Raw genomic sequence first — 22,462 nt, forward strand, 5'->3', positions numbered from 1 at the left:
TCATGCGTTGTTGCGTCAGCGCGCCGGTCCTGAGGCGTGGGCACGCTGGCGGTGCGACAGCAAACGCTGACGATGTCCTGGTAAGGGTATGCCCGGTATCGGGTTGGATCCTTGCAGTCTTAATATCAGTCATTGCTTATATTTAAAGATTGCTTTCATGACCACCATGATTCAGGCTGGCGCCAAATCAGAACAGGGGCGGGTTTTTGAGCTCGCGGCAGAGCTGTTCGCCGTATTGGCGACGCCTATGCGCTTGCGGGTACTGAGCGCGCTGTGTGAGCGCGAAAAATCGGTCAACGAGTTGCTGCTTGAGATTGATACGACGCAACCCAACCTGTCGCAGCATCTGGCCGTGCTGTACCGCACCGGTGTGCTGGCCAAGCGCAAGGAGGGCACGCAGGTAATTTACCGAGTCCACAGCGAGAAAGCTGTGGCCCTGTGCCGCAGCGTGTGTACCCAGATTGCGATCGAACTCGACGAGCCGGACACGCTGGCGCCGGGAGAGGCGCTGTCACCGGTGCAGGCGGACCGCTCATGCTGAGCCGCTTCATCCGGCGTGCGCCGGAGAACTTCCTCGACCGTGAACAGATCCAGGCGGTACGCGCGGGGCGTCGCGGTTTTCTGGCTGGTGCCATGGCAGCAGCGGCTGGCGCCGTGGCGACGCGCCAGGCGCTGGCGCAGGGGGGTGATGACCCCGCCATCATGAATCTGCCCGCGCACAGCAAGGGTCTCGGCCAGCCGGTGGCGGCGAGTGGCTATGGTCAGCCCAGCGAGTGGGAGAAGAACCTGCAGCGCCGGCAAAGTCCTGGCCTGACACGGGTGCCACAGTCCAGCGTGAGTTTTGCGCCGCTGCAGGGCCTGTTCGGCATCATCACGCCCAGCGGCCTGCATTTCGAGCGGCATCACCAGGGCTGGTGGGACATCGACCCCTCCAGGCACCGGCTGATGATCAATGGCTCGGACGAGCACATGCTCAAGCGCCCCTCAGTGTTCAGCATGGACGAACTCATGCGCCTGCCCAGCACCAGCCGCATGCACTTCATCGAGTGCGGCGCCAACACCGGCATGGAGTGGGGCAATGTGGCGGTGCCGACGGTGCAATACACCCATGGCATGCTCAGTTGCAGCGAGTTCACCGGCGTGCCGCTGCGCACGCTGCTTGAGATGTGTGGCGCCGATTTCAAGCGCGCAAAATTTGTACTCGCAGAAGGCGCCGACGGCTCCGGCATGACGCGCACGATTCCCATGAGCATGGTGCTGGACGGCCAGGTGCTGGTGGCCTATGGACAAAACGGGGAGATGCTGCGCCCCGAAAATGGCTACCCGCTGCGGCTGGTGGTGCCGGGTGTGCAGGGTGTGAGTTGGGTCAAGTATTTGCGGCGCATCGAGCTCGGCGACATGCCCTATGGCACCAAGGACGAAAGCATCCATTACGTGGACCTGTTGCCCGATGGTACGCACCGGCAGTACACCAGCATTCAGGAGGTCAAGAGTGTCATCACCTCGCCCAGCGGCGGTCAGGTGTTGCTTGAAAAGGGTTTTCACACCATCACGGGCCTGGCCTGGAGCGGCCGCGGTCGGGTCAAGCGCGTCGACGTGTCGGTGGACGGCGGCAAGAACTGGAAGCCGGCGCGTCTGGAGGGGCCGGTGTTGTCCAAATGCCTGACGCGTTTCAACGCCGACTTTGTCTGGGACGGCAAACCGGCGTTTTTCCAGAGCCGTGCGGCGGACGAGGCCGGCCAGATCCAGCCGACCTACGGCGAATTGCGCAAGGTGCGCGCCTCGCGAAGCATCTATCACAACAATGCCATCCAGTCCTGGGCGCTGACAGAAAACGGTGAGGTCGGCAATGTTCAACTGTCTTAAGTCTGCGCTGGTTCTGGCCGGTAGTTGTCTGGTCGGCGCGGCGATTGCAGCAGGGCCGGCAGAAAAGTACCCTGGCATAGGCCGCGCGGCGACGCCCGCCGAAGTCAGGGCCTGGGACATTGATGTGCGTCCCGATTTCAAGGGTTTGCCCAAAGGCCAGGGCTCGGTGCGCCAGGGCGAGGTGCTGTGGGAGGCGCAATGTGCGTCCTGCCACGGCAGCTTTGGCGAATCAGCCGAGATTTTCACGCCGATTGTCGGCGGCACCTCGGCCCAGGACATGCGCACCGGCCGCGTCGACAGCTTGCTGCCGGGCGCCAACCAGCCCCAGCGCACCACCTTGATGAAGGTGGCCACCTTGTCCACCCTGTGGGACTACATCAACCGCGCCATGCCCTGGAATGCGCCCAAGTCACTGACTGCCGATGAGGTCTATGCCGTCACAGCCTACATCCTGAATCTGGGCAATATTGTCCCGGCCGAGTTCACTTTGTCCGATACCAACATCCGCGAGGTGCAGGAGCGCTTGCCCAACCGCAAGGGCATGACCACCGCGCATGCGATGTGGCCCGGCCGGGAACTGGGCGGTCAGATTCGGCCTGATGTGCAGGGTTCGAGCTGCGTGCGAGACTGCAAAAAGGACGTGACCGTGAAAAGCTTTTTACCCGACTACGCCCGCAACGCGCACGGACAACTGGCCGAGCAGTCGCGCCTGGTCGGTGCCAGTCGCGGTGCTGACACGAGCCGCCCACCGTCTGAAATTTTGATACAAAAACAGGTTCCAGCCCTTGCACAGCAAGCGCAGGCCGCTCCTGAAAAAGTAGCAAACAACACGCCAACCGGTGCTGCGGGGAGCAACGCCGTGATGCCTCTGCTGCAAAAAAACGCCTGCATCGCCTGCCATGGCATGAACAACAGGATGGTTGGGCCATCTTTCAAGGAGATAGCCAACAAATATAAAGACCATGCCGACGCGTTGAATTACCTGTCGGGCAAAATCAGGGATGGCGGACAAGGCGTCTGGGGCAACATTCCGATGCCCCCGCAGGCCCTGAGTGAGGTGGAATCCAGGCGACTGGCCCAATGGCTGGTCAAGGAGTTTTGACCTGGAACAGGGGTTGTGGGTGACTGCGGCTCGGGATAACCACCCTGTTCGGGGCCCCGGGTTTTGTGTCCAATCGTGTTCAAGTTTTAGATGAGTTGAAGTTATACCTAAAGGAGTTCAGACCATGGAACGTCGTCATTTTCTAGCCACCGGAACAGGCGCCGGCGCGCTGGCCCTGGCCGCCTCGGCTGGGTTGTCGCCCGCCCAGGCGCAAACCGCTGCAGCCTGGAACAAGCTCGCATTTGAGAGCAAGACGCTGGCAGAAGCCGCCAAGGCGCTGGGTGCAACGACCGCGCCGGCCGAAAGCAAAGAGCTGGTCCTGCAGGCGCCGGAAATCGCTGAAAACGGCAGTGTGGTGCGTGTCGGCGCGCAGAGCAACATCGCCGGCACCACGCAACTGGCGCTGGTGGTCGAGAAGAATCCGAACGCACTGGCTGCGCTGTTCGACATTCCCGCCGGCACCGACGCCAATGTGTCGACCAACGTCAAGATGGGGCAGTCGTCCAATGTGTACGCACTGGCCAAGGCCGGCGACAAGTTCTTCTACTCGGTGAAAGAAGTGAAAGTGACTTTGGGCGGTTGCGGCGGGTAACGGCTACTGCGCGGCTGTGATCCGTCGTTGCGGGTCCCGTCTGGCAATCCTCACGTACCTGAAGTACGTTCCGGTTTCCAGCCACCCGCGCCTAGGCTGACAACCGCTCGCTACGCCGATAAGCTATTTATAAAATTTGAAGGAAAGAATCATGTCAGATCCAATGAGAATCCGGGCCCAGGCCCAGGGCGACAAGACCACCGTTCGCGTGCTGGTCAGCCACGAGATGGAAAGTGGCCAGCGCAAGGACGCCTCCGGTAAAACCGTGCCGGCCTGGTTCATCCAGAACATCACTGCCACCCACAATGGCAAGACCGTCATGAGTGCCCAGTGGGGACCGGCCGTGTCGAAAAACCCCTTCATGCAGTTTGCCTTCAAGGGCGCCAAGGCCGGTGAGAAAGTCATCGTCAACTGGACCGACAACAAGGGCGAAAAACGCACGGACGAAGCCGTCATTTCCTGACCGGCAGTTGGCGGGGTGGATAACAACATGAGGAGCAAGCGATGAAATGGAAACTGTTGGGTCTGGCGGCGTTGGGCCTGCTGCCCATGCTGGCAGCAGCACAAAAGACCACGGCTGAAGGAATTGCCGAATACCGCGCCATGTTGGCCGATGGCAACCCGGCCGAGCTTTTTGAGGCCAAAGGCGAGGCCTTGTGGAAGCAGGCGCGTGGACCCAAAAACGCCAGCCTGACCCAGTGCAACCTCGGCAAGGGCCCGGGCGTCGTCAAAGGCGCTTTCGTCGAACTGCCTCGCTACTTCGCCGACACGGCGCGGGTGCAGGACCTGGAGTCGCGTCTGCTGACCTGCATGGAAACGCTGCAGGGCTTCAGCGCCGATACCATCGCCAAAACGCCGTTCGGACGCGACGAACAAAAAAACCTCGAATCGCTGGTGGCCTATATTTCGGGCGAGTCGCGCGGCATGAAGTTCAACCTGCCCCAGGCCCACACCCAGGAAAAACTGATGTATGCGGTGGGCAAACAGGTGTTCTACCAGCGCGGTGGACCGTACGACTTTTCCTGCGCGTCCTGCCACGGTGAGGACAACAAGCGCGTGCGCCTGCAGGATCTGCCCAACCTGACCAAAAACCCCGGCGCTGGTGATGGCTTCGGCGCCTGGCCCGCCTACCGGGTCTCCAGCGGTGACCTCTGGAGCATGCAGCGCCGCCTGAACGACTGTTATCGCCAGCAGCGTTTTCCGTTCCCCGGTTATGCCTCGGACGTGACGATTGCGCTCGGTGTGTACATGGGCGTGAACGGCAAGGGCGGTGTTTCCACTGCGCCCGCCCTCAAGCGTTGAATTGAGCAGGACATCATGATGAAAAACACCTCTAAAAAAGCGGGTTTGCTGGCCCTGACCGTGCTGCTGGCCAGTTGCGCCACCGGCCCGTCCCCGCAGGATGTGGCCGAAGCGACGCAAAAAGTGCTGAAGTCTTCGTTCCGGGACCAGGGCATCGCCAAAACCGCCTGGCTGGACCAGGACGCTTCCAACAAAAACTGCTCGGAAGCCCAGGGCGCTGCGCTGGATGAAAAGCTGGCCAAGGCCATTGAAGAAGCCAACCTCAAAACCGTGAAGATGCCCTCTGATGGCAAATTTATCGGCGACTGGCGGGAGGGCGAAAAAATCGCCCAGAACGGCCGTGGCATGACCTGGAGCGACGCCGCCGGCTCGGCCAACGGCGGCAGCTGCTACAACTGCCACCAGATCAGCAAGGAAGAGCTTTCCTTCGGCTCGATCGGCCCCAGCCTGTACAACTACGGCAAGTTGCGTGGCGTGGCGGACCCGGCGGCGGCGGCCAGCAAGCCCATCGTCGACTACACCTGGGGCAAGCTCTGGAATGCCAAGGCCTACAACGCCTGCTCCGGCATGCCGCGCTTTGGTCATGCCGGCATCCTGAGCGAAGCCCAGATGCAGCATGTGATGGCGCTGCTGCTGGACCCGCAATCACCCGTGAACAAGTGAATATTCCGGTAGTTTAGTGCTCATATTTGCCTGTAGCCCATGTCCAGTGGGCGCAGGCAGCTATCAAATTTATAGTAACTTAATAGATGCCTGGCGTGCCGGGCAGGATCGGCATCGCCATGAATCTGTCTCGCCGCGAGTTTTCCTCTGTCATGTCCGCCGCGCTGGCCGTTGGCTTTCCCATGGATCGGAGCGCCAATGCAGCGCAAGCCTCCAGCCTGTATGAGGTGCCGCGCTCGGGCAATGTGCACCTGTTGCACATGACAGACTGCCATGCGCAGTTGATGCCGTCTTATTTCCGGGAGCCTTCCGTCAATCTGGGCGTGGGCGCGATGCAGGGCAGGCTGCCCCACCTGGTGGGCGCGCAACTTTTGAAAGCGGCGCACATCAAGGCCAACACGCCCGAGGCGCATGCGTTCACTTACCTGAACTTCGAACGTGCGGCGCGGCAATATGGCAAGGTCGGCGGCTTCGCACACCTTGCCACCCTGGTCAAACAGCTCAAAGCGGGCCGACCTGGCGCGCTGCTGCTCGATGGCGGGGACACCTGGCAGGGCAGCGGCACTGCGCTGTGGACGCAGGGCCAGGACATGGTGGATGCCGCCAAGCTGCTGGGCGTGGACGTGATGACCGGCCACTGGGACTTCACCTACGGCGAAGAACGCATCAAGACCATCGTTGAGAAAGACTTTGCCGGCAAGGTCGATTTTCTCGCGCAAAACGTCAAGACCAGCGACTTTGGTGACCCGGTGTTCAAACCCTACGTCATCAAGGAGATGAATGGTGTGGCCGTGGCCATCATCGGCCAAGCCTTTCCCTACACGCCGATTGCCAACCCGGCCTGGCTCACACCGAACTGGAGCTTCGGCATCCGTGAAAGCGAGATGCAGGAAACCGTCAACGAAGCGCGTGCAAAAGGCGCGCAGGCGGTGGTGCTGCTGAGCCACAACGGCATGGATGTGGACCTCAAGATGGCCTCGCGGGTGACTGGCATCGACGCCATTCTCGGCGGCCACACGCACGATGGCGTGCCGGTGCCGGTGATCGTCAAAAACCCTGGCGGCCAGACCATCGTCACCAACGCTGGCAGCAACGGCAAGTTTCTCGGGGTGCTGGATCTGGACGTCAAGGACAAGAAAGTCGTCGGCTTCAAGTACCGCCTGCTGCCGGTGTTCTCAAAGCTGCTGGCGGCCGACCCGGCCATGAGCAAACTGATTGCCGACGTGCGCGCGCCCTACGAAGCCAAACTTTCGGAAAAACTCGCGGTCACCGAAGGTACGCTGTTTCGCCGGGGCAACTTCAACGGTTCGTTTGACCAGCTGATTCTTGATGCGCTGATGGACGTGCGTGGCGCCGAGATTGCGTTTTCACCGGGTTTCCGCTGGGGCACCTCGCTGTTGCCGGGCCAGGCCATCACCCGCGAACACCTGATGGACCAGACCGCCATCACCTACCCCTGGACCACCTTGACCGACATCCGCGGCGACATGATCAAGACCATCCTGGAAGACGTGGGCGACAACCTGTTCAACCCCGACCCCTACTACCAGCAGGGTGGCGACATGGTGCGGGTTGGCGGATTGACCTACACCTGCGAGCCGGGCGCGAAGATGGGTTCGCGCATCCAGAACATGCGTCTGGGCGGCAAACTCATTGATGCCGACAAGACCTACAAAGTCGCCGGCTGGGCGCCGGTGGCCGAGGCCAGCAAAAATGCCGGACCGCCAGCCTGGGAAGTTGTCGAGACCTGGCTGCAGGCTAAAAAAGTCATCAAACCGCCCAAGCTCAATGTGCCGGCCCTGATCGGCGTCGCCGGAAATCCCGGCCTGGCCTGAAACGCTGGAAATCACAGGCTGTTGACGGCCTTGTGACAATACCCGGACGCCTTTGTGGTGGTCCGGGTTTTGTCGTTGGGGCATTCGGTGGCACAATTGAAAGCGTTTCTGAAGGCCCTTCCTTGCCACAGTCGCATCCGCCAATCGGTCAAGCCGTGATCGCGGAAGGTTAATCAACCAGCCACATCCCGTTGTGGTCAGCTAATGTTTCCTCAAGGGAAACGGAGGTCAGCGTAATGAGTTCAATCCCGGCGGCATCGTCCGTGTATTCGGCCTATCAGGGCAACACCTATCTCTTCGGCGGCAATGCGCCCTATGTCGAGGAGATGTACGAAAACTACCTCGCCAACCCCGGCAGCGTGCCCGACAACTGGCGCGAGTATTTCGACGCCCTGCAAAATGTCCCTGCCGTCGACGGCAGCAATGCCAAAGACGTGCCGCACCTGCCGGTCGTCAATGCCTTTGCCGAGCGTGCCAAACAGGGTCAGACCAAAGTGGTGGTCGCCAGTGGTGCCGACTCCGAAATGGGCCGCAAACGCACGGCCGTCCAGCAACTGATTGCTGCCTACCGCAACGTCGGCGCCCGCTGGGCCGACCTGGACCCGCTCAAGCGCGCCGAACGCGACAACATTCCCGAGCTTGACCCGTCCTTCTACGGGTTCAGCGATGCCGACCAGGAAACGGTGTTCAACACCAGCAACACCTTCTTCGGCAAGGAGACCATGAGCCTGCGCGAGCTGCTCAATGCGCTGCGCGAAACCTACTGCGGCACGATTGGTGCCGAGTACATGTACATGACCGACCAGGCGCAGAAGCGCTGGTGGCAGCAAAAGCTCGAAAGCATTCGCAGCAAGCCCAATTTCAGCAAGGAAAAGAAGCTTCACATCCTGGACCGCCTGAGCGCGGCCGAGGGCCTGGAGCGTTTCCTGCACACCAAATACGTCGGCCAGAAGCGTTTCTCGCTCGAAGGCGGCGAAAGTTTCATCGCCAGCATGGACGAGCTGATCCAGCGCGGCGGCAGCATAGGCATCAAGGAAATCGTGATCGGCATGGCGCACCGCGGCCGCTTGAACGTGCTGGTCAATTCCCTGGGAAAGGTGCCTGCCAATCTGTTTGCCGAGTTTGACCACACCGCGCCGGAAGATCTGCCCAGCGGTGACGTCAAGTACCACCAGGGCTTCAGCTCCGACGTGACGACACCTGGCGGCCCGGTGCACCTGAGCCTGGCGTTTAATCCTTCCCACCTCGAGATCGTTAACCCGGTGGTTGAAGGTTCGGTCCGTGCCCGCATGGACCGCCGCGCCGACCCCAAAGGCCTGCAGGTGCTGCCGGTGCTGGTGCACGGTGACGCAGCCTTCGCAGGGCAGGGCGTGGTCATGGAAACACTGGCACTGGCCGAAACACGGGGTTACTCCACCGGCGGCACGGTGCACATTGTCATCAACAACCAGATCGGTTTTACCACCAGCGACCCGCGCGACAGCCGTTCGACGCTGTATTGCACCGACGTTGTCAAGATGATTGAAGCGCCGGTGTTGCACGTCAACGGCGACGACCCGGAAGCCGTGGTGCTGGCAACCCAGTGGGCGCTGGAGTTCCGCATGGAATTCCAAAAGGACGTGGTGGTCGACATCATCTGCTTCCGCAAGCTTGGACACAACGAGCAGGACACACCGGCGCTGACGCAGCCCCTGATGTACAAGAAGATTGCCCAGCACCCCGGCACGCGCAAGTTGTACGCCGACAAACTCTCGGCCCAGGGCATGGGCGAGACGCTGGGCGATGACATGGTCAAGGCCGTGCGCGCCGCACTCGACGCCGGCAAGAGCACCTTTGACCCGGTGGTGACCAACTTCAAAAGCAATTACGCGGTCGACTGGAGCCCTTACCTCGGCAAGAAGTGGACCGATGCCGGTGACACCGCCATCCCGATGGCCGAGTGGAAACGCCTGGCCGAAAAAGTCAGCACCATTCCCGCCACCGTGACAGCGCACCAGCTGGTCAAGAAGGTCTATGACGACCGCGCGGCCATGGGTCGAGGCGACATCCCGGTGGACTGGGGCATGGGCGAACACATGGCCTTTGCCTCGCTGGTGGCCAGCGGCTACCCGGTGCGTCTGTCGGGCGAAGATTGCGGGCGCGGCACCTTTACACACCGCCATGCCGTGATTCACGACCAGAGCCGCGAGAAGTGGGATACCGGCACCTACGTGCCTTTGCAAAACGTCGCTGAGAACCAGGCGCCGTTTGTGGTGATCGACTCCATCCTGTCCGAAGAGGCCGTACTCGCTTTTGAGTACGGTTACGCCTCCAATGATCCGAATACGCTGGTGATCTGGGAAGCCCAGTTCGGCGATTTCGTCAACGGCGCGCAGGTCGTGATCGACCAGTTCATCGCCTCGGGTGAGGTCAAGTGGGGCCGCGTCAACGGCATCACGCTGATGCTGCCGCACGGCTACGAAGGCCAGGGCCCGGAGCACAGCTCGGCGCGCCTTGAGCGTTTCATGCAGTTGTCGGCCGACACCAACATGCAGGTGGTGCAACCGACAACTGCCGCACAGATCTTCCACGTGTTGCGCCGCCAGATGGTGCGCAACCTGCGCAAGCCGCTGGTGATCATGACCCCCAAGTCGCTGTTGCGCAACAAGGACGCGACGTCGCCGCTGAGCGAGTTCACCAAGGGCAGCTTCCAGACCGTGATTCCGGACAGTCGAGAGCTCAAAGCCGACAAGGTCAAACGTGTGATCGCCTGCTCGGGCAAGGTCTATTACGACCTGGCCAAAAAGCGCGAGGAAAAAGGCCTGGACGACGTTGCCATCCTGCGCGTCGAGCAGTTGTATCCTTTCCCGCACAAAGCGTTTGCCAGTGAGCTCAGGAAGTACCCGAACCTCGCCGAGGTGGTGTGGTGCCAGGACGAGCCGCAAAACCAGGGCGCCTGGTTCTTTGTGCAGCACTACATCCACGAGAACATGTCGGACGGCCAGAAGTTGGCTTATTCAGGCCGGGCAGCTTCCGCGTCGCCCGCCGTCGGGTATTCGCACTTGCACCAGGAGCAGCAAAAGGCGCTGGTGGACGGTGCCTTCAGCAAGCTCAAGGGCTTCATCCTGACCAAATAAGAAACGGCTGCACGCGCTGCTTGGCGCGTGCCTGGTCTATCTCCCACATAACGAAAGAATTTACATGGCTACCGTAGAAGTCAAAGTCCCCCAGTTGTCCGAGTCTGTTGCTGAAGCGACCATGCTGCAGTGGAAGAAAAAAGTCGGCGATGCCATCGCCATCGACGAAATCCTGATCGAGATCGAAACCGACAAGGTGGTGCTGGAAGTGCCGGCCCCGGCGGCCGGCGTGTTGTCCGAAATCCTGGTCGCCGATGGCGGCACCGTGGCCGCCGAGCAACTGATTGCCCGCATTGACACCGACGGCAAGGTGGCGGCAGCAGCGCCCGCAGCCGCAGCCGCAACTGCAGCGCCTGCACCGGCAACTGCCGTGACGTCAGCACCCGCGCCTGCCGCAAGCGGCGGCAGCATGGCCGGCGTCGCGATGCCCGCTGCTGCCAAACTGATGGCCGACAACCAGTTGGCTTCCGGTTCCGTGGCCGGCACCGGCAAGGACGGCCGTGTCACCAAGGGTGACGTGTTGGGCGCCGTGGCCACCGGATCTGCTCCTAAATCAATAGCTGCCAGCCCAATTCCGACAGGCGCTCCAGCCACTTCCTTGCCTCAAGTGGCAGCGCCGGCCAAGGCGAATGATCTCGGCGACCGCCCCGAGCAACGCGTGCCCATGAGCCGCCTGCGCGCGCGTATCGCCGAGCGCCTGCTGCAATCGCAATCGACCAACGCCATTCTGACCACCTTCAATGAGGTCAACATGGCGCCGGTGATGGAGATGCGAAAACGCTTTCAGGAAAAGTTCGAGAAAGAACACGGCACCAAGATCGGCTTCATGAGCTTCTTCGTCAAGGCGGCCGTGCATGCGCTCAAGAAATACCCGGTGCTCAATGCCTCGGTGGACGGCAATGACATCGTCTACCACGGCTACTTCGACATCGGTATCGCCGTCGGTTCGCCACGCGGTCTGGTGGTGCCCATACTGCGCAATGCCGACCAGATGAGTTTTGCCGACATCGAAAAGAAGATCGCCGAGTACGGCGCCAAGGCGCGCGACGGCAAGCTGGGCATTGAAGAGATGACCGGTGGCACCTTCTCGATCTCCAATGGTGGCGTGTTTGGCTCCATGCTGTCCACCCCCATCATCAACCCGCCGCAGTCGGCCATCCTTGGCGTGCATGCGACCAAGGACCGCGCCGTGGTCGAAAACGGCCAGATCCTGGTTCGCCCGATGAACTACCTGGCGATGAGCTACGACCACCGCATTGTCGACGGCCGTGAAGCCGTGCTTGGCCTGGTGGCGATGAAGGAAGCGCTGGAAGACCCGGCCCGCCTGCTGTTTGACATCTAAGGAGCCACCCATGTCCAAACAATTTGACGTGGTCGTCATCGGCGGCGGCCCGGGTGGCTACATTGCCGCCATTCGCGCCGCACAACTGGGTTTCAACGTCGCCTGTATCGATGAGTGGAAAAACGCCAAGGGCGGCCCGGCCCTGGGCGGCACCTGCACCAATGTCGGCTGCATTCCCTCCAAGGCGCTGCTGCAATCGTCGGAACATTACGACCACGCCAGTCACCACTTTGCCGAACACGGCATAGCGGTCAAGGGCCTGGAGCTCGACGTGGCCAAAATGCTGGCCCGCAAGGACAACGTGGTCAAGCAGAACAACGACGGGATCGTCTACCTGTTCAAGAAAAACAAGGTCACCTTTCTCCATGGGCGCGGCTCGTTTGCTGCGGCCAAAGAGGGCTTGTACGAGATCAAGGTGACCGGTGCCGCCGAGGAAAGCATCACCGGAAAACACATCATTGTGGCCACCGGTTCCAACGCGCGTGCCTTGCCTGGCGCGCCGTTTGACGAAGAAAACATTTTGTCCAATGACGGTGCTTTGCGCATAGGCGCGGTGCCAAAGAAGCTGGGCCTGATTGGCTCGGGCGTGATCGGGCTGGAGATGGGCTCGGTCTGGCGCCGTCTGGGCGCTGAAGTGACAGTGCTTGAAGGCCTTCCCACCTTTCTGGGCGCGGTCGATCAGCAGGTCGCCAAGGAGGCCAAAAAGGCTTTTGACAAGCAGGGTCTGAAAATCGCGCTTGGCGTGAAGGTCGGTGAGATCAAGAGCAGCAAAAAGGGCGTCAGCATTGCCTACACCGATGCCAAGGGTGAAGCCCAGACGCTGGAGGTGGACAAGCTGATCGTCTCGATTGGGCGGGTGGCCAATACGATTGGCTTGGCACCCGACGCCGTCGGCCTGAAGCTCGATGAGCGCGGCGCGATTGTGGTCGATGGGGACTGTAGAACCAATCTGCCCAATGTCTGGGCTGTCGGTGATGTGGTGCGCGGCCCGATGTTGGCGCACAAGGCCGAAGAAGAAGGCGTGGCAGTGGCTGAGCGCATCGCCGGCCAGCACGGTCATGTCAATTTCAACACCATTCCCTGGGTGATTTACACCAACCCTGAAATCGCATGGGTCGGCCAGACCGAGGAGCAGCTGAAGGCGGCTGGACGTGCTTACAAGGCCGGCACCTTCCCCTTCATGGCCAACGGCCGCGCGCGCGCACTGGGCGACACCACCGGCATGGTCAAGATGCTGGCCGATGCCGCCACCGACGAGATCCTGGGTGTGCACATCGTCGGGCCCATGGCCAGCGAATTGATTGCCGAATGCGTGGTGGCCATGGAGTTCCGCGCCAGCTCGGAAGACATCGCCCGAATCTGTCATGCCCATCCGTCGCTCAGCGAAGCGACCAAGGAAGCGGCGCTGGCCGTCGACAAGCGCACCTTGAACTTCTGATCGCGCTGGTCAAGGCCACGATGTCGGTTACTTCGGAGTACGCGTCCGAGCTGAAGAGCAGGGGGTACACCAGCGATCCTGCGCAGTTGCGCGCGGTCGCTGAGCTGGAGCGTTGCGCCACCGAGTGGGCCGCCTTCAAGGAACAGCGTTCGAATGCGCTTAAAAAGCTGATCAACCGGCCCGACATCCCGCGGGGGGTTTACATGCACGGCGGTGTTGGGCGCGGAAAAAGCTTTTTGATGGACTGCTTTTACAACGCGGTTCCGCTCAAGAGAAAGACGCGACTTCATTTTCATGAGTTCATGCGGGAGGTCCATCGCGAGTTGCGTGACCTCCAGGGTATGGCCAATCCGCTGGACGAGCTCGGCAGACGCATTGCAAAGCGTTACCGGTTGATCTGCTTTGACGAATTTCACGTCGCAGACATCACCGACGCCATGATTCTGCATCGCCTGCTGACGGCGCTGTTTGACAACGGGGTGGGTTTTGTCACCACGTCCAATTTTCGCCCTGACGATCTCTATCCGAATGGCATGCATCGCGAGCGCATCTTCCCGGCGATTGAGCTGCTCAAGGAAAACCTTGAAATCCTGAGTGTGGACAACGGCACGGACTACAGGCGACGCACGCTGGAGCAGGTGCGTCTGTATCACACGCCGCTGGGGGCACAGGCTGACGCCGAGATGAAGGAAACTTTTGACCGCCTGGCCGAGTCCCAGGATGAGTCACCGGTATTGCAGATCGAATCCCGCCAGATCCATGCCCGGCGCAAGGCCGGGGGGGTGGTGTGGTTCGACTTCAAGACCCTGTGTGGCGGGCCGCGTTCACAAAACGACTACCTGGAGATCGCCACCCAGTTTCATACCGTGTTGCTCAGCGATGTACCTTACATGCCGGTGCGCATGGCGTCCGAGGCCCGGCGCTTTACCTGGCTGGTGGATGTACTTTACGACCGCCGTGTCAAACTGATCATGTCGGCCGAGGTGTTGCCCGAAGCGTTGTACACCGAAGGCCCCCTGGCCCACGAGTTCCCAAGGACAATTTCCAGGCTCAATGAAATGCAATCCGCGGAATTTCTGGCGACTGAACGGCGCGACGTGGACACTACCCTGACATGAAACAATCACTTCTTATACTGCTTGCACTCACATTCGGTGTCATGGCTGCGGCGCAGCCGAGGGAAGACCTTTTTTCGGCGGCGGCACAAAAGGAGCGCGAACGTATCAACACCGAACGTGTGGCCCTGGAGGCCGGGTTTGACAGGGAAGAAGCTGCTTGTTACAAAAAATTCTTTACCAACAGTTGCCTGAAGGAAGTTCAGCCACGCCGACGTGAAGCCTTGGGCCTGTTGCGACAGCAGGAAATTGCCCTCGATGACCGGGAGCGCAAGGAAAAAGCCGCCGCCCAGATCCGGAAAACCGAGGAAAAATCATCCGCCGAAGCCCTGCAGGAGGCGTCCGAGCGCCGCGCCCAGGCCTTGCAGGAAACGCGGGAACGGGCGGAGCGGACGCAGCAGAAGGCCGACGAACGGGGCACCCTGAAGCAAAATGAAGCGCTCAATGCCGCCGATGCGGCAAACAAGGCCAGGGGGTCTCAGGAGAGAGCGCAGGCCCGCGCAGACAAGAAAGCAGCCGTTGCTGACGAAGTTGAAAAATACAACGACAAACAGCAGGAAGTGAAAGAGCGCAAAGCCAGTCGCGATCAAAAACAGCGCGAGCAGACCAATGCGCCCGCCAAATCCCTGCCCACGCCGCAATAGGGACCCTGCGACTTTATTCGAGGGCTTCGAGCTTGACGATGACCAGCGACAGGTTGTCACCGCCACCGTGAGCGCGAGAGCGGGCTTTCTGAATCAGAAATTCCGTTGCTTCGCGCGGTGACAGCATCGACAGTGCGGAACCCATTTCGTTGGGACTGAAGTAGTGCCACACGCCGTCACTGCAGGCAATCAATGAATCGCCTGGGCGCAACTGAGGTATGAAATGCTGGGTGACCGGTGGGCCTTCCTCGGTCCCCAGGCAGCCCATCAGGATATTGGACTGCGGGTGGACGTTGGCTTCGTCTTCGCTGATCTCTCCCTGGTCCACCAGCATTTGCACGTACGAGTGGTCGATGGTGCGCGTGACCATTTTGGCGCCGTGAAAATGATAAACGCGGGAATCACCGGCATGGACCCAGTGGCAGTCACCGGCGGGATTGATCAGAAATGCAGCGAGCGTGCTGTGCGGCTCCTGTTCGGCAGAAATGGCGGTCAGCCGAATCACGGTGTGCGCTTCTTCCACCAATTGCTTGAGCATCAAGGGCGTGTCATCGCTGGCCGGCGCATAGCGCTCAAACAATTGCCTGGCGGTCATCATGACCTGGTCAGATGCCTTGCGCCCGCCGCTGCGTCCCCCCATACCGTCAGCCACGATGCCGAGCATGCAACCGGCAACGCGCGGGTGGCTGAGCAGGGCTACCTGATCCTGCTGATAGTCGCGGTCTCCCTTGTGAATCCCGGTGGACGCTGTGATTCGATAACCTTTGGACATATTCAGTGGCCGAGCCATGGGGACTCGATTTATCTCCGTAACCGACGTATTATCAGACGAAGCAGCCTGCGCACACAAAACCTTGGACATAAATCTACACTCCCCGGAGCGCCGCCTGATTGACCTCAAAATCGAACATGCCGACCTCAATGCCCTGGTGGACATCACATCGCACGCGATTCCAATCGATGAGTTGATGCTCAGGCGCCTCAAGAAGCGGCGCTTGCTGCTGCGCGACCAGATCGCCGAGATCGAGAAGTCGCTGGATCCTCCCGAACCCGCCTGATGGATCTGGCGTCCCAAGTCCTGGCGGCCTTCGCCCCTGAGGGCGTGTTGTCGCGCGCCACCGAGCACTTTGTCCCCCGCACCGGGCAGACCGAGATGGCGCTTGCCGTTGCGAGTGCGATTGAAGGGGGCTACCCGCTGGTGGTCGAGGCGAGTACCGGTGTCGGCAAGACCTTTTCCTACCTGGTTCCGGCCTTGCTCAGTGGTGAGCGTGTGTTGTTGTCGACCGCAACCAAGGCCTTGCAGGACCAGTTGTTTGGACGCGATCTGCCGACGCTGGTCAAGGCCTTGGGAGTGCCTGTCAGCACCGCCTTGCTCAAGGGGCGTGGCAGTTATCTGTGCCTGCACCGCATGGAGATGGCGCGTCATGATGCGGGCTTTCCCGGGCGCACCTCGCTGAGCGCGCTCGCCAAGGTAGAGAAGTGGGCGCGGGGCACCGCAACCGGCGATCTGGCAGAACTGCCGGGCCTGGACGAACGCTCGCCGGTGATTCCCTGGGTGACATCCACGCGTGAAAATTGTCTGGGGTCGCCGTGTCCGCGGTTTCGTGCCTGTCATGTCAATCAGGCGCGCCGCGAGGCGCTCGCAGCGGATGTGGTGGTCATCAACCACCATCTGTTTTTTGCCGATCTGGCGGTGCGTGAGTCGGGCATGGCTGAATTGCTCCCCACAGTGCGCATCGCCATTTTTGATGAAGCGCACCAGCTCAATGAAACCGGCGTGCAGTTTCTGGGCAGGAACCTCTCGACAGGTCAATTGCTGGATTTTTCGCGCGATATGCTGGCCACTGGCATGCAACTGGCGCGCGGGCTGGCGGACTGGCAGGTCCTGGCGAGTGCGACCGAGCACGCGGCACGCGATTTGCGCCTGTCCGTGGGCAAGGCTTTCCCGGGCAGTAAACTGCGTTGGAACGACGCTGTACCGGAAGGCTTGAGTGCCGAAGCGTGGTCAACCGCGCTGGCAGCACTTGGTGGCGCACTGCAGGTTGCCTGCGAAGCGCTGGATAGCGTCACTGAAATTGCGCCTGATTTTGTCCGACTGCACGAACGCGCGCTGGAACTGGCCGCACGTGCCGAGGCGTTTTCAGCGCCGCCCGAAGCAGGCGCGGTTCGCTGGCTGGACGTGGGAACGCAGCTGCGCCTTGTCGAGTCGCCGCTGGACATCGCGAAGGCCATTGAGCCCCGTGTGTTCGCCGACGATAAGGCGGCTGCGAAGTCCTGGATATTCACATCGGCCACTCTCGGCGATGACGAGCGCCTGAGCTGGTTCACCGAGCCTTGCGGGCTGACGCAGGCGTCGGTGCTGCGCGTTGGCAGCCCGTTCGACTACGCACGGCAGGCTGCGATATACGTCCCGCGCAACTTTCCGAAACCGGGCGACCCGGCCCATACCGCGGCGGTGGCATCGTCGGCGGCAAGCTGGGCGCGCCGGTTACGTGGGCGCACCATGGTGCTGACCACCACCTTGCGCGCCCTGCGCGCCATCGGTGAAGCGCTGCAGGCGTCTTTCGACAGTGCGGGCGATATCGAGGTTCTGGTGCAGGGTGCGATGCCCAAACGCGAACTGATTGAACGCTTCCGCCAGGGGGGCGATGGCGGGGGGCGTGCATGTGTGCTGGTCGCATCTGCATCGTTTTGGGAAGGCATTGACGTGCCAGGCGAGGCGCTTCAACTTGTGGTTATCGACAAGTTACCGTTTCCACCGCCCAACGATCCCATGGTGGAAGCCAGGTCACGGGCGCTGGAGTCGGGCGGTAAAAGCGCTTTCAACGACTATTTTCTTCCGGAGGCCGCCGTGGCGCTGAAGCAGGGCGCGGGCCGGCTGATTCGACGTGAAACCGATCAGGGCGTGCTGGTGGTTTGTGACAACCGGCTGGCCGTCATGGGTTATGGCAAACGGCTGCTGCGGGCCTTGCCCGCCATGCAGAGGCTGGCATCAGAAGACGAGCTCAATGATCGGCTGGACCTGCTTACCAGAAGCGGTACCACGGCGTCTCAACCGATCTGAAACCCTTGGTCAGGTACTCGCTTTTCGGGTAGCTTCTTTCCATCACGCGTTTGGCGTCATCGCGCAGCTGGACCATGCCTAACGCATCGTAGGATTTGTACAGGATAAACAGCGCGTCTTCAAGCACCGGCACGTCGCGGTAGTCGGTGAGGGCGGTCTGCGCACGGTTGATGGCCGAAATGTAGGCGCCACGGGTGTAGTAGTAGCGCGCCACATGGACTTCATACTGCGCCAGCGAGTTGACGATATACGTCATGCGCAGGCGCGCATCGGCGGTGTACTTGGAATCGGGAAAACGACTGGACAAGTCCTTGAACGCGTCGAATGATTCCTTGGCGGCTTTCTGGTCACGCTCCGACAAATCCTGTCGGTACAGAAAACTGAACAGGCCCAGATTTTCGTTGAAGGTGACCAGGCCTTTGAGGTACAGGGCGTAATCGATGGCCGGGCTGGCTGGATGCAGCTTCATGAACCGGTCGAGCGTGGCCTGCGCCTGCGCCTGCTCGCCGCCCTTGTACTGGGCGTAGGCTTTTTCAAGCTGCGCCTGCTGGGCCAGCGGGGTGCCGGCGGCCCGGCCTTCCAACTTCTCAAACAGTGGAATGGCTTTGTCGTAAGCGCCGGAGTTTGCTTCTTCTCGGGCTTCCGCATAAATCTTGTTCGGGCTCCACGCCGCAGTGGGGTCCTTGACGGTCGTCGAGGAGCAGGCAGAAAGCGCAAAAACGCAGGCCAGCACGACTGCGGCAACAGGGCGGGTGGCGGGAACAACCGATAATTTGGTGGACAACATCGCAATTGATCCTGTTAATGACTGATTCTGAACAAAGCAAATTGATTATATCGAGCGCCAATGCCGAGGAGACCTTGTCGGACGAGATCGCCGACGAGCTGGAGGCCGGTGCCGGGTTCGAGTTGCGACAGGTCGTGGTGGCTGCGGGCAGCCACGGGGAGCGACTGGACCGCACACTTGCGCAGGCGGTGCCTGAATTTTCCCGCAGCTATCTGCAGCAGCTGATCGCTGCCGGGGCGGTGCAACTCAATGGCGTGACGGTGACCAAGTCGGCGGGGCGCGTCAAGGCTGGCAATACCTTGCAGGTCGAGCTCAAACCCACGCCGCAGAGCCAGGCCTTCCGGCCAGAAACCATGGCGCTGGAGATTGTGTTTGAAGATGAACACTTGTTGGTCGTCAACAAGCCGGCCGGGCTGGTGGTGCATCCGGCGCCCGGCAACTGGAGCGGCACGCTTCTCAATGGTCTGCTTGGCCGGGATCCACAGGCCAGCCTGCTGCCGCGCGCCGGCATCGTGCACCGGCTGGACAAGGACACCAGCGGACTGATGGTGGTGGCGCGCAAGCGCCAGGTGATGGACCAGTTGGTGGCCATGATTGCTGCCAGAACGGTCAGCCGGGAATATCTGGCGCTGGCTCACGGCGAATGGCAAGGCCCGGCCGCGCGCCAGGTGGACGATCCGGTAGGCCGCGATCCGCGCAACCGGCTGCGCATGGCGGTGGTGGACCTGGACCGACATTCCGGCAAGACCGCGTCCACCGGCATCTTCAGGCTGGCCAGCGACGGCGGGTTTTGCCTGGTGCGCTGCAAGCTGCAGACCGGCCGGACCCATCAAATCAGGGTCCACATGGCGGCTATCGGCCATCCGCTGGTGGCGGACGAGGTTTATGGCGGAAAGCCCGCCGCCGGGATGGCGCGCCAGGCTTTGCATGCCTGCCGGCTGGCCTTTACGCATCCCGTGACCCGAGAGGCGCTGGAGTTCCTGTCGCCGCTACCGGCTGACCTGGCCGCCGCCGTGGCCGAAATGGGGCTGGGATACAATCAAAGCCAGTAGTTTTCTGCTACCCGCACACGGCGCACCCTGATGAGGTGCTTGCGCATGATGTGAATTGCGCTGCCAGGCGCCTTGACCTCGACTACTTTCGGAACCAAGACCATGAATACGACGGATGCGAAGCGCGTCCTCGAAACGGCACTGATTTGCGCGCAACAGCCACTGCCTGTTCGCGACATGGGTGTTTTGTTCAACGGGGCGCTCACCGCGGACACGCTGAAGTTGTTGCTTGAGGACCTGCAAAACGATTGGTCCGGGCGCGGCGTGGAGCTGGTGCATGTGGCTACCGGCTGGCGATTTCAGAGCCGGCCCGAGATGCGTGAGTTCCTCGACCGTCTGCATCCCGAAAAGCCGCCGCGCTACACCCGTGCCACTCTGGAGACGCTGGCCATCATTGCCTACCGCCAGCCGGTGACGCGCGGTGACATGGAGGACATCCGCGGGGTGACCATCAACAGCCTGCTCCTCAAGCAACTTGAGGACCGCGGATGGGTGGAAGTGATCGGACACCGCGAGACCGTGGGGCGCCCCGGCCTGTATGCGACAACGCGGCAGTTTCTGGACGACCTCGGCGTTGAATCGCTGGACCAGCTTCCGGCCATGGACAACGCGGCCGGCCAGGCGTCCATGCTGGAGCAAATCGAATTCGGCCTGGCGGGATCGCCCGCTGGCGACGATGTACTGGCATTGGATGCGCCGACGCATGTCCTGAGTGATGGCGACTCCGAAACCGCGCTCCCCAGCGAAACAGAGGCGGCGTTGGCCGGAGCCAGCCCTGCCGAGCCGGCAGACTTTGACAGCTTGCAGGAAGCCCCGCCTGCCGGCCTGGCCTCTCCAGATTCCCACGCCTGAATGACCACCGCATGAACCCCAACGACAATCCGGCTCCGGCCGTTCCGGCCCCCCAGATTGAAGAGCCAAACAAGGCTCCCGCCCATAACCAGCAAGCGCAGGAAGCTCCTGATTTGATAGCGAATGAAATCGCTGCAGACGAGACCAGGCCGTCTCGCCAGGCCCCGCCCTCAAGCGCACCAGCGAACCGCTTCGACGACGTGGTCACTGGTCAATTCGACGCTGACGAGGAAGATGTCGCAGTGGAGTTGGCTAAACGCGTATTGCTGCCCCAGCCGGAAACGCCCAAATTGCACAAGGTGCTGGCTCAGGCTGGCCTGGGTTCGCGGCTCGAAATGGAGCAACTGATCCTGGAAGGGCGGATTTCTGTCAATGGCGAACCGGCCCACATCGGCCAGCGCATCCAGTTCGGCGACACGGTCAAGGTCAATGGCAAGCCCATCCGGGTGCGGATCGATCCGCCGCCGCCGCGTGTGATCGCCTACCACAAGCCCTCTGGCGAGGTGGTATCCCACGACGATCCGCAAAACCGGCCGACGGTGTTTCGCAAGCTGCCCAAGCTGTTCCAGGGCAAGTGGCAGTCGGTCGGCCGACTGGACTTGAACACCGAAGGTTTGCTGCTGCTGACCAGTTCCGGCGAGCTCGCCAACAAACTCATGCATCCGCGCTTTGGTCTGGAGCGCGAGTATGCGGTCCGGGTGCTGGGTGCCCTGAACAATGAAGAGAAAAGACGCCTGCTTGACGGCGTGCAGCTCGACGACGGTCTGGCCCAGTTCAGCACCATCGAAGCCGGTGGCGGCGAGGGTGCCAACTGCTGGTACCGCGTGACGATTTCCGAAGGGCGCAACCGCGAGGTCCGCCGCATGTTCGAGGCTGTAGGCCATGCTGTCAGCCGCCTGATCCGCATCCGTTACGGCGCCGTGGTGCTGCCGCGCGGTCTCAAGCGCGGAGCTTTTGTGGAGCTCGACGAACGCGACATCTGGGCCCTGACCAGTGCGGTCGGGCGTTCGGAGTCACGCGCCGACCCGCGCGGGCCTAAAACGCAGGCTGAGGCTGAAGACGGCACGGGTGAGTCCCGCCCCGCACGCGGTCCACGCCGCAACGACAGGTCGCGCGGTGGGCGAGGGCGCACGGACGCTGGAGCGGCCCGGCCGCCGGAGCAACAAGCTGCGTCGGGCCAGGACGATGGCGAGGAGACCGGACCCCATGAGTTTCAGCCGCCCATGCCCCGCAACGACGCGCCGCGTGACGCCAACCGGCGCCGTGGCGGCGGCGGCAAGGGCCGCGGTCCGGGTGGGGGCAACGGCGGGTCTGCCCCGCGTTCCGGCCCGCCGGGAAACTTCGGTGGCAATCCAGGCCAGGGCCAACGTCGCCGCGATGACGGCGGTGGCCGCGGCGACCGTGCCGACAAGGGGCCCGGTGGTGCACAGCCCGACCCGATGAAAACGTCTTTCGGCTACATCGGTGCCGAAACCTTTACCCGTCAGCGCCAGGCCCAGGGCCCGCGGCGCGGCGGGGGCAATGGTCCTGCTGGTGGCGGGACCGGCCAGCGGCGCGGCGGCACAGGGGGCAGTGGCGGAGGCGGTGGAAACCGGGGCGGCGGGAACCGGGGCAATGGCGGTGGAAACCGGGGCGGAAACCGCTGAATCCCCCTCCGCATGCACGCATTTGTCCAACAGGGCGATTGACGGC

At 61.8% G+C, this 22,462-nt stretch carries 20 protein-coding genes; 18 read left to right on the plus strand and 2 right to left on the minus strand.

Features of this window, described 5'->3' with window-relative positions; all coding sequences use genetic code 11:
- The first annotated feature begins 157 nt into the window (after positions 1-157).
- The 13 genes from ACH2CW_RS07380 to ACH2CW_RS07440 all read left to right on the plus strand — a co-directional run bounded on the left by ACH2CW_RS07380 (position 158) and on the right by ACH2CW_RS07440 (position 15,015).
- Positions 158-541 carry an ArsR/SmtB family transcription factor gene (locus ACH2CW_RS07380; RefSeq protein WP_395056636.1) on the plus strand — a complete coding sequence of 128 codons (384 nt, stop codon included), beginning with the start codon at positions 158-160 and terminating at the stop codon, positions 539-541.
- The gene (gene soxC, locus ACH2CW_RS07385) at positions 535-1,866 is read left to right on the plus strand and encodes a sulfite dehydrogenase (protein WP_395056638.1); all 1,332 of its coding nucleotides are present in this window, start codon (positions 535-537) and stop codon (positions 1,864-1,866) included. The genes ACH2CW_RS07380 and soxC overlap by 7 nt, the downstream gene beginning before the upstream one ends.
- Positions 1,850-2,968, plus strand: a complete 1,119-nt coding sequence (locus ACH2CW_RS07390) for a c-type cytochrome (protein WP_395056640.1) — start codon at positions 1,850-1,852, stop codon at positions 2,966-2,968. The genes soxC and ACH2CW_RS07390 overlap by 17 nt, the downstream gene beginning before the upstream one ends.
- A 124-nt stretch (positions 2,969-3,092) precedes the next feature.
- Positions 3,093-3,560: a thiosulfate oxidation carrier protein SoxY gene (gene soxY / locus ACH2CW_RS07395; RefSeq protein ID WP_395056642.1), complete on the plus strand. Its 468-nt coding sequence runs from the start codon at positions 3,093-3,095 to the stop codon at positions 3,558-3,560.
- A gap of 151 nt (positions 3,561-3,711) precedes the next feature.
- Positions 3,712-4,023 carry a thiosulfate oxidation carrier complex protein SoxZ gene (gene soxZ / locus ACH2CW_RS07400; RefSeq protein WP_395056644.1) on the plus strand — a complete coding sequence of 104 codons (312 nt, stop codon included), beginning with the start codon at positions 3,712-3,714 and terminating at the stop codon, positions 4,021-4,023.
- Positions 4,024-4,064: 41 nt separating this feature from the next.
- Positions 4,065-4,862 carry a sulfur oxidation c-type cytochrome SoxA gene (gene soxA, locus ACH2CW_RS07405; protein WP_395056646.1) on the plus strand — a complete coding sequence of 266 codons (798 nt, stop codon included), beginning with the start codon at positions 4,065-4,067 and terminating at the stop codon, positions 4,860-4,862.
- Between the two features lie 18 nt (positions 4,863-4,880).
- Positions 4,881-5,525, plus strand: coding sequence for a sulfur oxidation c-type cytochrome SoxX (gene soxX / locus ACH2CW_RS07410; RefSeq protein ID WP_395056648.1), 645 nt, complete (start codon positions 4,881-4,883; stop codon positions 5,523-5,525).
- A gap of 119 nt (positions 5,526-5,644) precedes the next feature.
- A complete protein-coding gene (gene soxB / locus ACH2CW_RS07415; protein ID WP_395056650.1) occupies positions 5,645-7,360 on the plus strand; it encodes a thiosulfohydrolase SoxB in 1,716 nt (571 codons plus the stop codon).
- Between the two features lie 236 nt (positions 7,361-7,596).
- Positions 7,597-10,476 carry a 2-oxoglutarate dehydrogenase E1 component gene (locus ACH2CW_RS07420; protein ID WP_395056652.1) on the plus strand — a complete coding sequence of 960 codons (2,880 nt, stop codon included), beginning with the start codon at positions 7,597-7,599 and terminating at the stop codon, positions 10,474-10,476.
- Positions 10,477-10,540: 64 nt separating this feature from the next.
- On the plus strand, positions 10,541-11,818 hold the full coding sequence (gene odhB / locus ACH2CW_RS07425) for a 2-oxoglutarate dehydrogenase complex dihydrolipoyllysine-residue succinyltransferase (RefSeq protein ID WP_395056654.1): 1,278 nt from the start codon (positions 10,541-10,543) through the stop codon (positions 11,816-11,818).
- A 10-nt stretch (positions 11,819-11,828) separates the two neighbouring features.
- A complete protein-coding gene (gene lpdA, locus ACH2CW_RS07430; protein ID WP_395056656.1) occupies positions 11,829-13,256 on the plus strand; it encodes a dihydrolipoyl dehydrogenase in 1,428 nt (475 codons plus the stop codon).
- A gap of 20 nt (positions 13,257-13,276) precedes the next feature.
- On the plus strand, positions 13,277-14,374 hold the full coding sequence (gene zapE / locus ACH2CW_RS07435; RefSeq protein ID WP_395056658.1) for a cell division protein ZapE: 1,098 nt from the start codon (positions 13,277-13,279) through the stop codon (positions 14,372-14,374).
- A complete protein-coding gene (locus tag ACH2CW_RS07440; protein WP_395056660.1) occupies positions 14,371-15,015 on the plus strand; it encodes a hypothetical protein in 645 nt (214 codons plus the stop codon). Before zapE ends, ACH2CW_RS07440 begins: the two co-directional genes overlap by 4 nt.
- 13 nt (positions 15,016-15,028) lie before the next feature.
- On the opposite strand, the gene ACH2CW_RS07445 is transcribed toward ACH2CW_RS07440, so the two are convergent.
- The gene (locus ACH2CW_RS07445; RefSeq protein WP_395056703.1) at positions 15,029-15,787 is read right to left on the minus strand and encodes a PP2C family protein-serine/threonine phosphatase; all 759 of its coding nucleotides are present in this window, start codon (positions 15,785-15,787) and stop codon (positions 15,029-15,031) included.
- 82 nt (positions 15,788-15,869) lie between these two features.
- Here ACH2CW_RS07445 and ACH2CW_RS07450 point away from each other — a divergent pair, with 82 nt between their 5' ends.
- Both ACH2CW_RS07450 and ACH2CW_RS07455 read left to right on the plus strand, forming a co-directional pair.
- Entirely contained in the window at positions 15,870-16,073 is a 204-nt protein-coding gene (locus tag ACH2CW_RS07450) for a DUF465 domain-containing protein (RefSeq protein ID WP_395056662.1), read from the plus strand.
- Complete coding sequence (locus tag ACH2CW_RS07455; RefSeq protein WP_395056664.1) at positions 16,073-18,079, plus strand: ATP-dependent DNA helicase; 2,007 nt, start codon at positions 16,073-16,075, stop codon at positions 18,077-18,079. Before ACH2CW_RS07450 ends, ACH2CW_RS07455 begins: the two co-directional genes overlap by 1 nt.
- On the opposite strand, the gene ACH2CW_RS07460 is transcribed toward ACH2CW_RS07455, so the two are convergent.
- The gene (locus tag ACH2CW_RS07460) at positions 18,042-18,866 is read right to left on the minus strand and encodes an outer membrane protein assembly factor BamD (RefSeq protein WP_395056666.1); all 825 of its coding nucleotides are present in this window, start codon (positions 18,864-18,866) and stop codon (positions 18,042-18,044) included. The two genes, ACH2CW_RS07455 and ACH2CW_RS07460, sit on opposite strands and share 38 nt — an antisense overlap.
- 17 nt (positions 18,867-18,883) lie before the next feature.
- On the opposite strand from ACH2CW_RS07460, the gene ACH2CW_RS07465 reads away from it, so the two are divergent.
- The 3 genes from ACH2CW_RS07465 (at position 18,884) to ACH2CW_RS07475 (ending at position 22,416) form a co-directional block, all read left to right on the plus strand.
- Complete coding sequence (locus ACH2CW_RS07465) at positions 18,884-19,918, plus strand: RluA family pseudouridine synthase (RefSeq protein WP_395056668.1); 1,035 nt, start codon at positions 18,884-18,886, stop codon at positions 19,916-19,918.
- A 102-nt stretch (positions 19,919-20,020) separates the two neighbouring features.
- Positions 20,021-20,770 carry an SMC-Scp complex subunit ScpB gene (scpB, locus tag ACH2CW_RS07470; RefSeq protein ID WP_395056670.1) on the plus strand — a complete coding sequence of 250 codons (750 nt, stop codon included), beginning with the start codon at positions 20,021-20,023 and terminating at the stop codon, positions 20,768-20,770.
- An 11-nt stretch (positions 20,771-20,781) separates the two neighbouring features.
- Complete coding sequence (locus ACH2CW_RS07475) at positions 20,782-22,416, plus strand: pseudouridine synthase (RefSeq protein ID WP_395056672.1); 1,635 nt, start codon at positions 20,782-20,784, stop codon at positions 22,414-22,416.
- The last annotated feature ends 46 nt before the right edge of the window (positions 22,417-22,462 follow it).

The sequence above is a fragment of the Polaromonas sp. genome (assembly GCF_043778355.1).
Classification (GTDB): Bacteria; Pseudomonadota; Gammaproteobacteria; order Burkholderiales; family Burkholderiaceae_C; genus Polaromonas.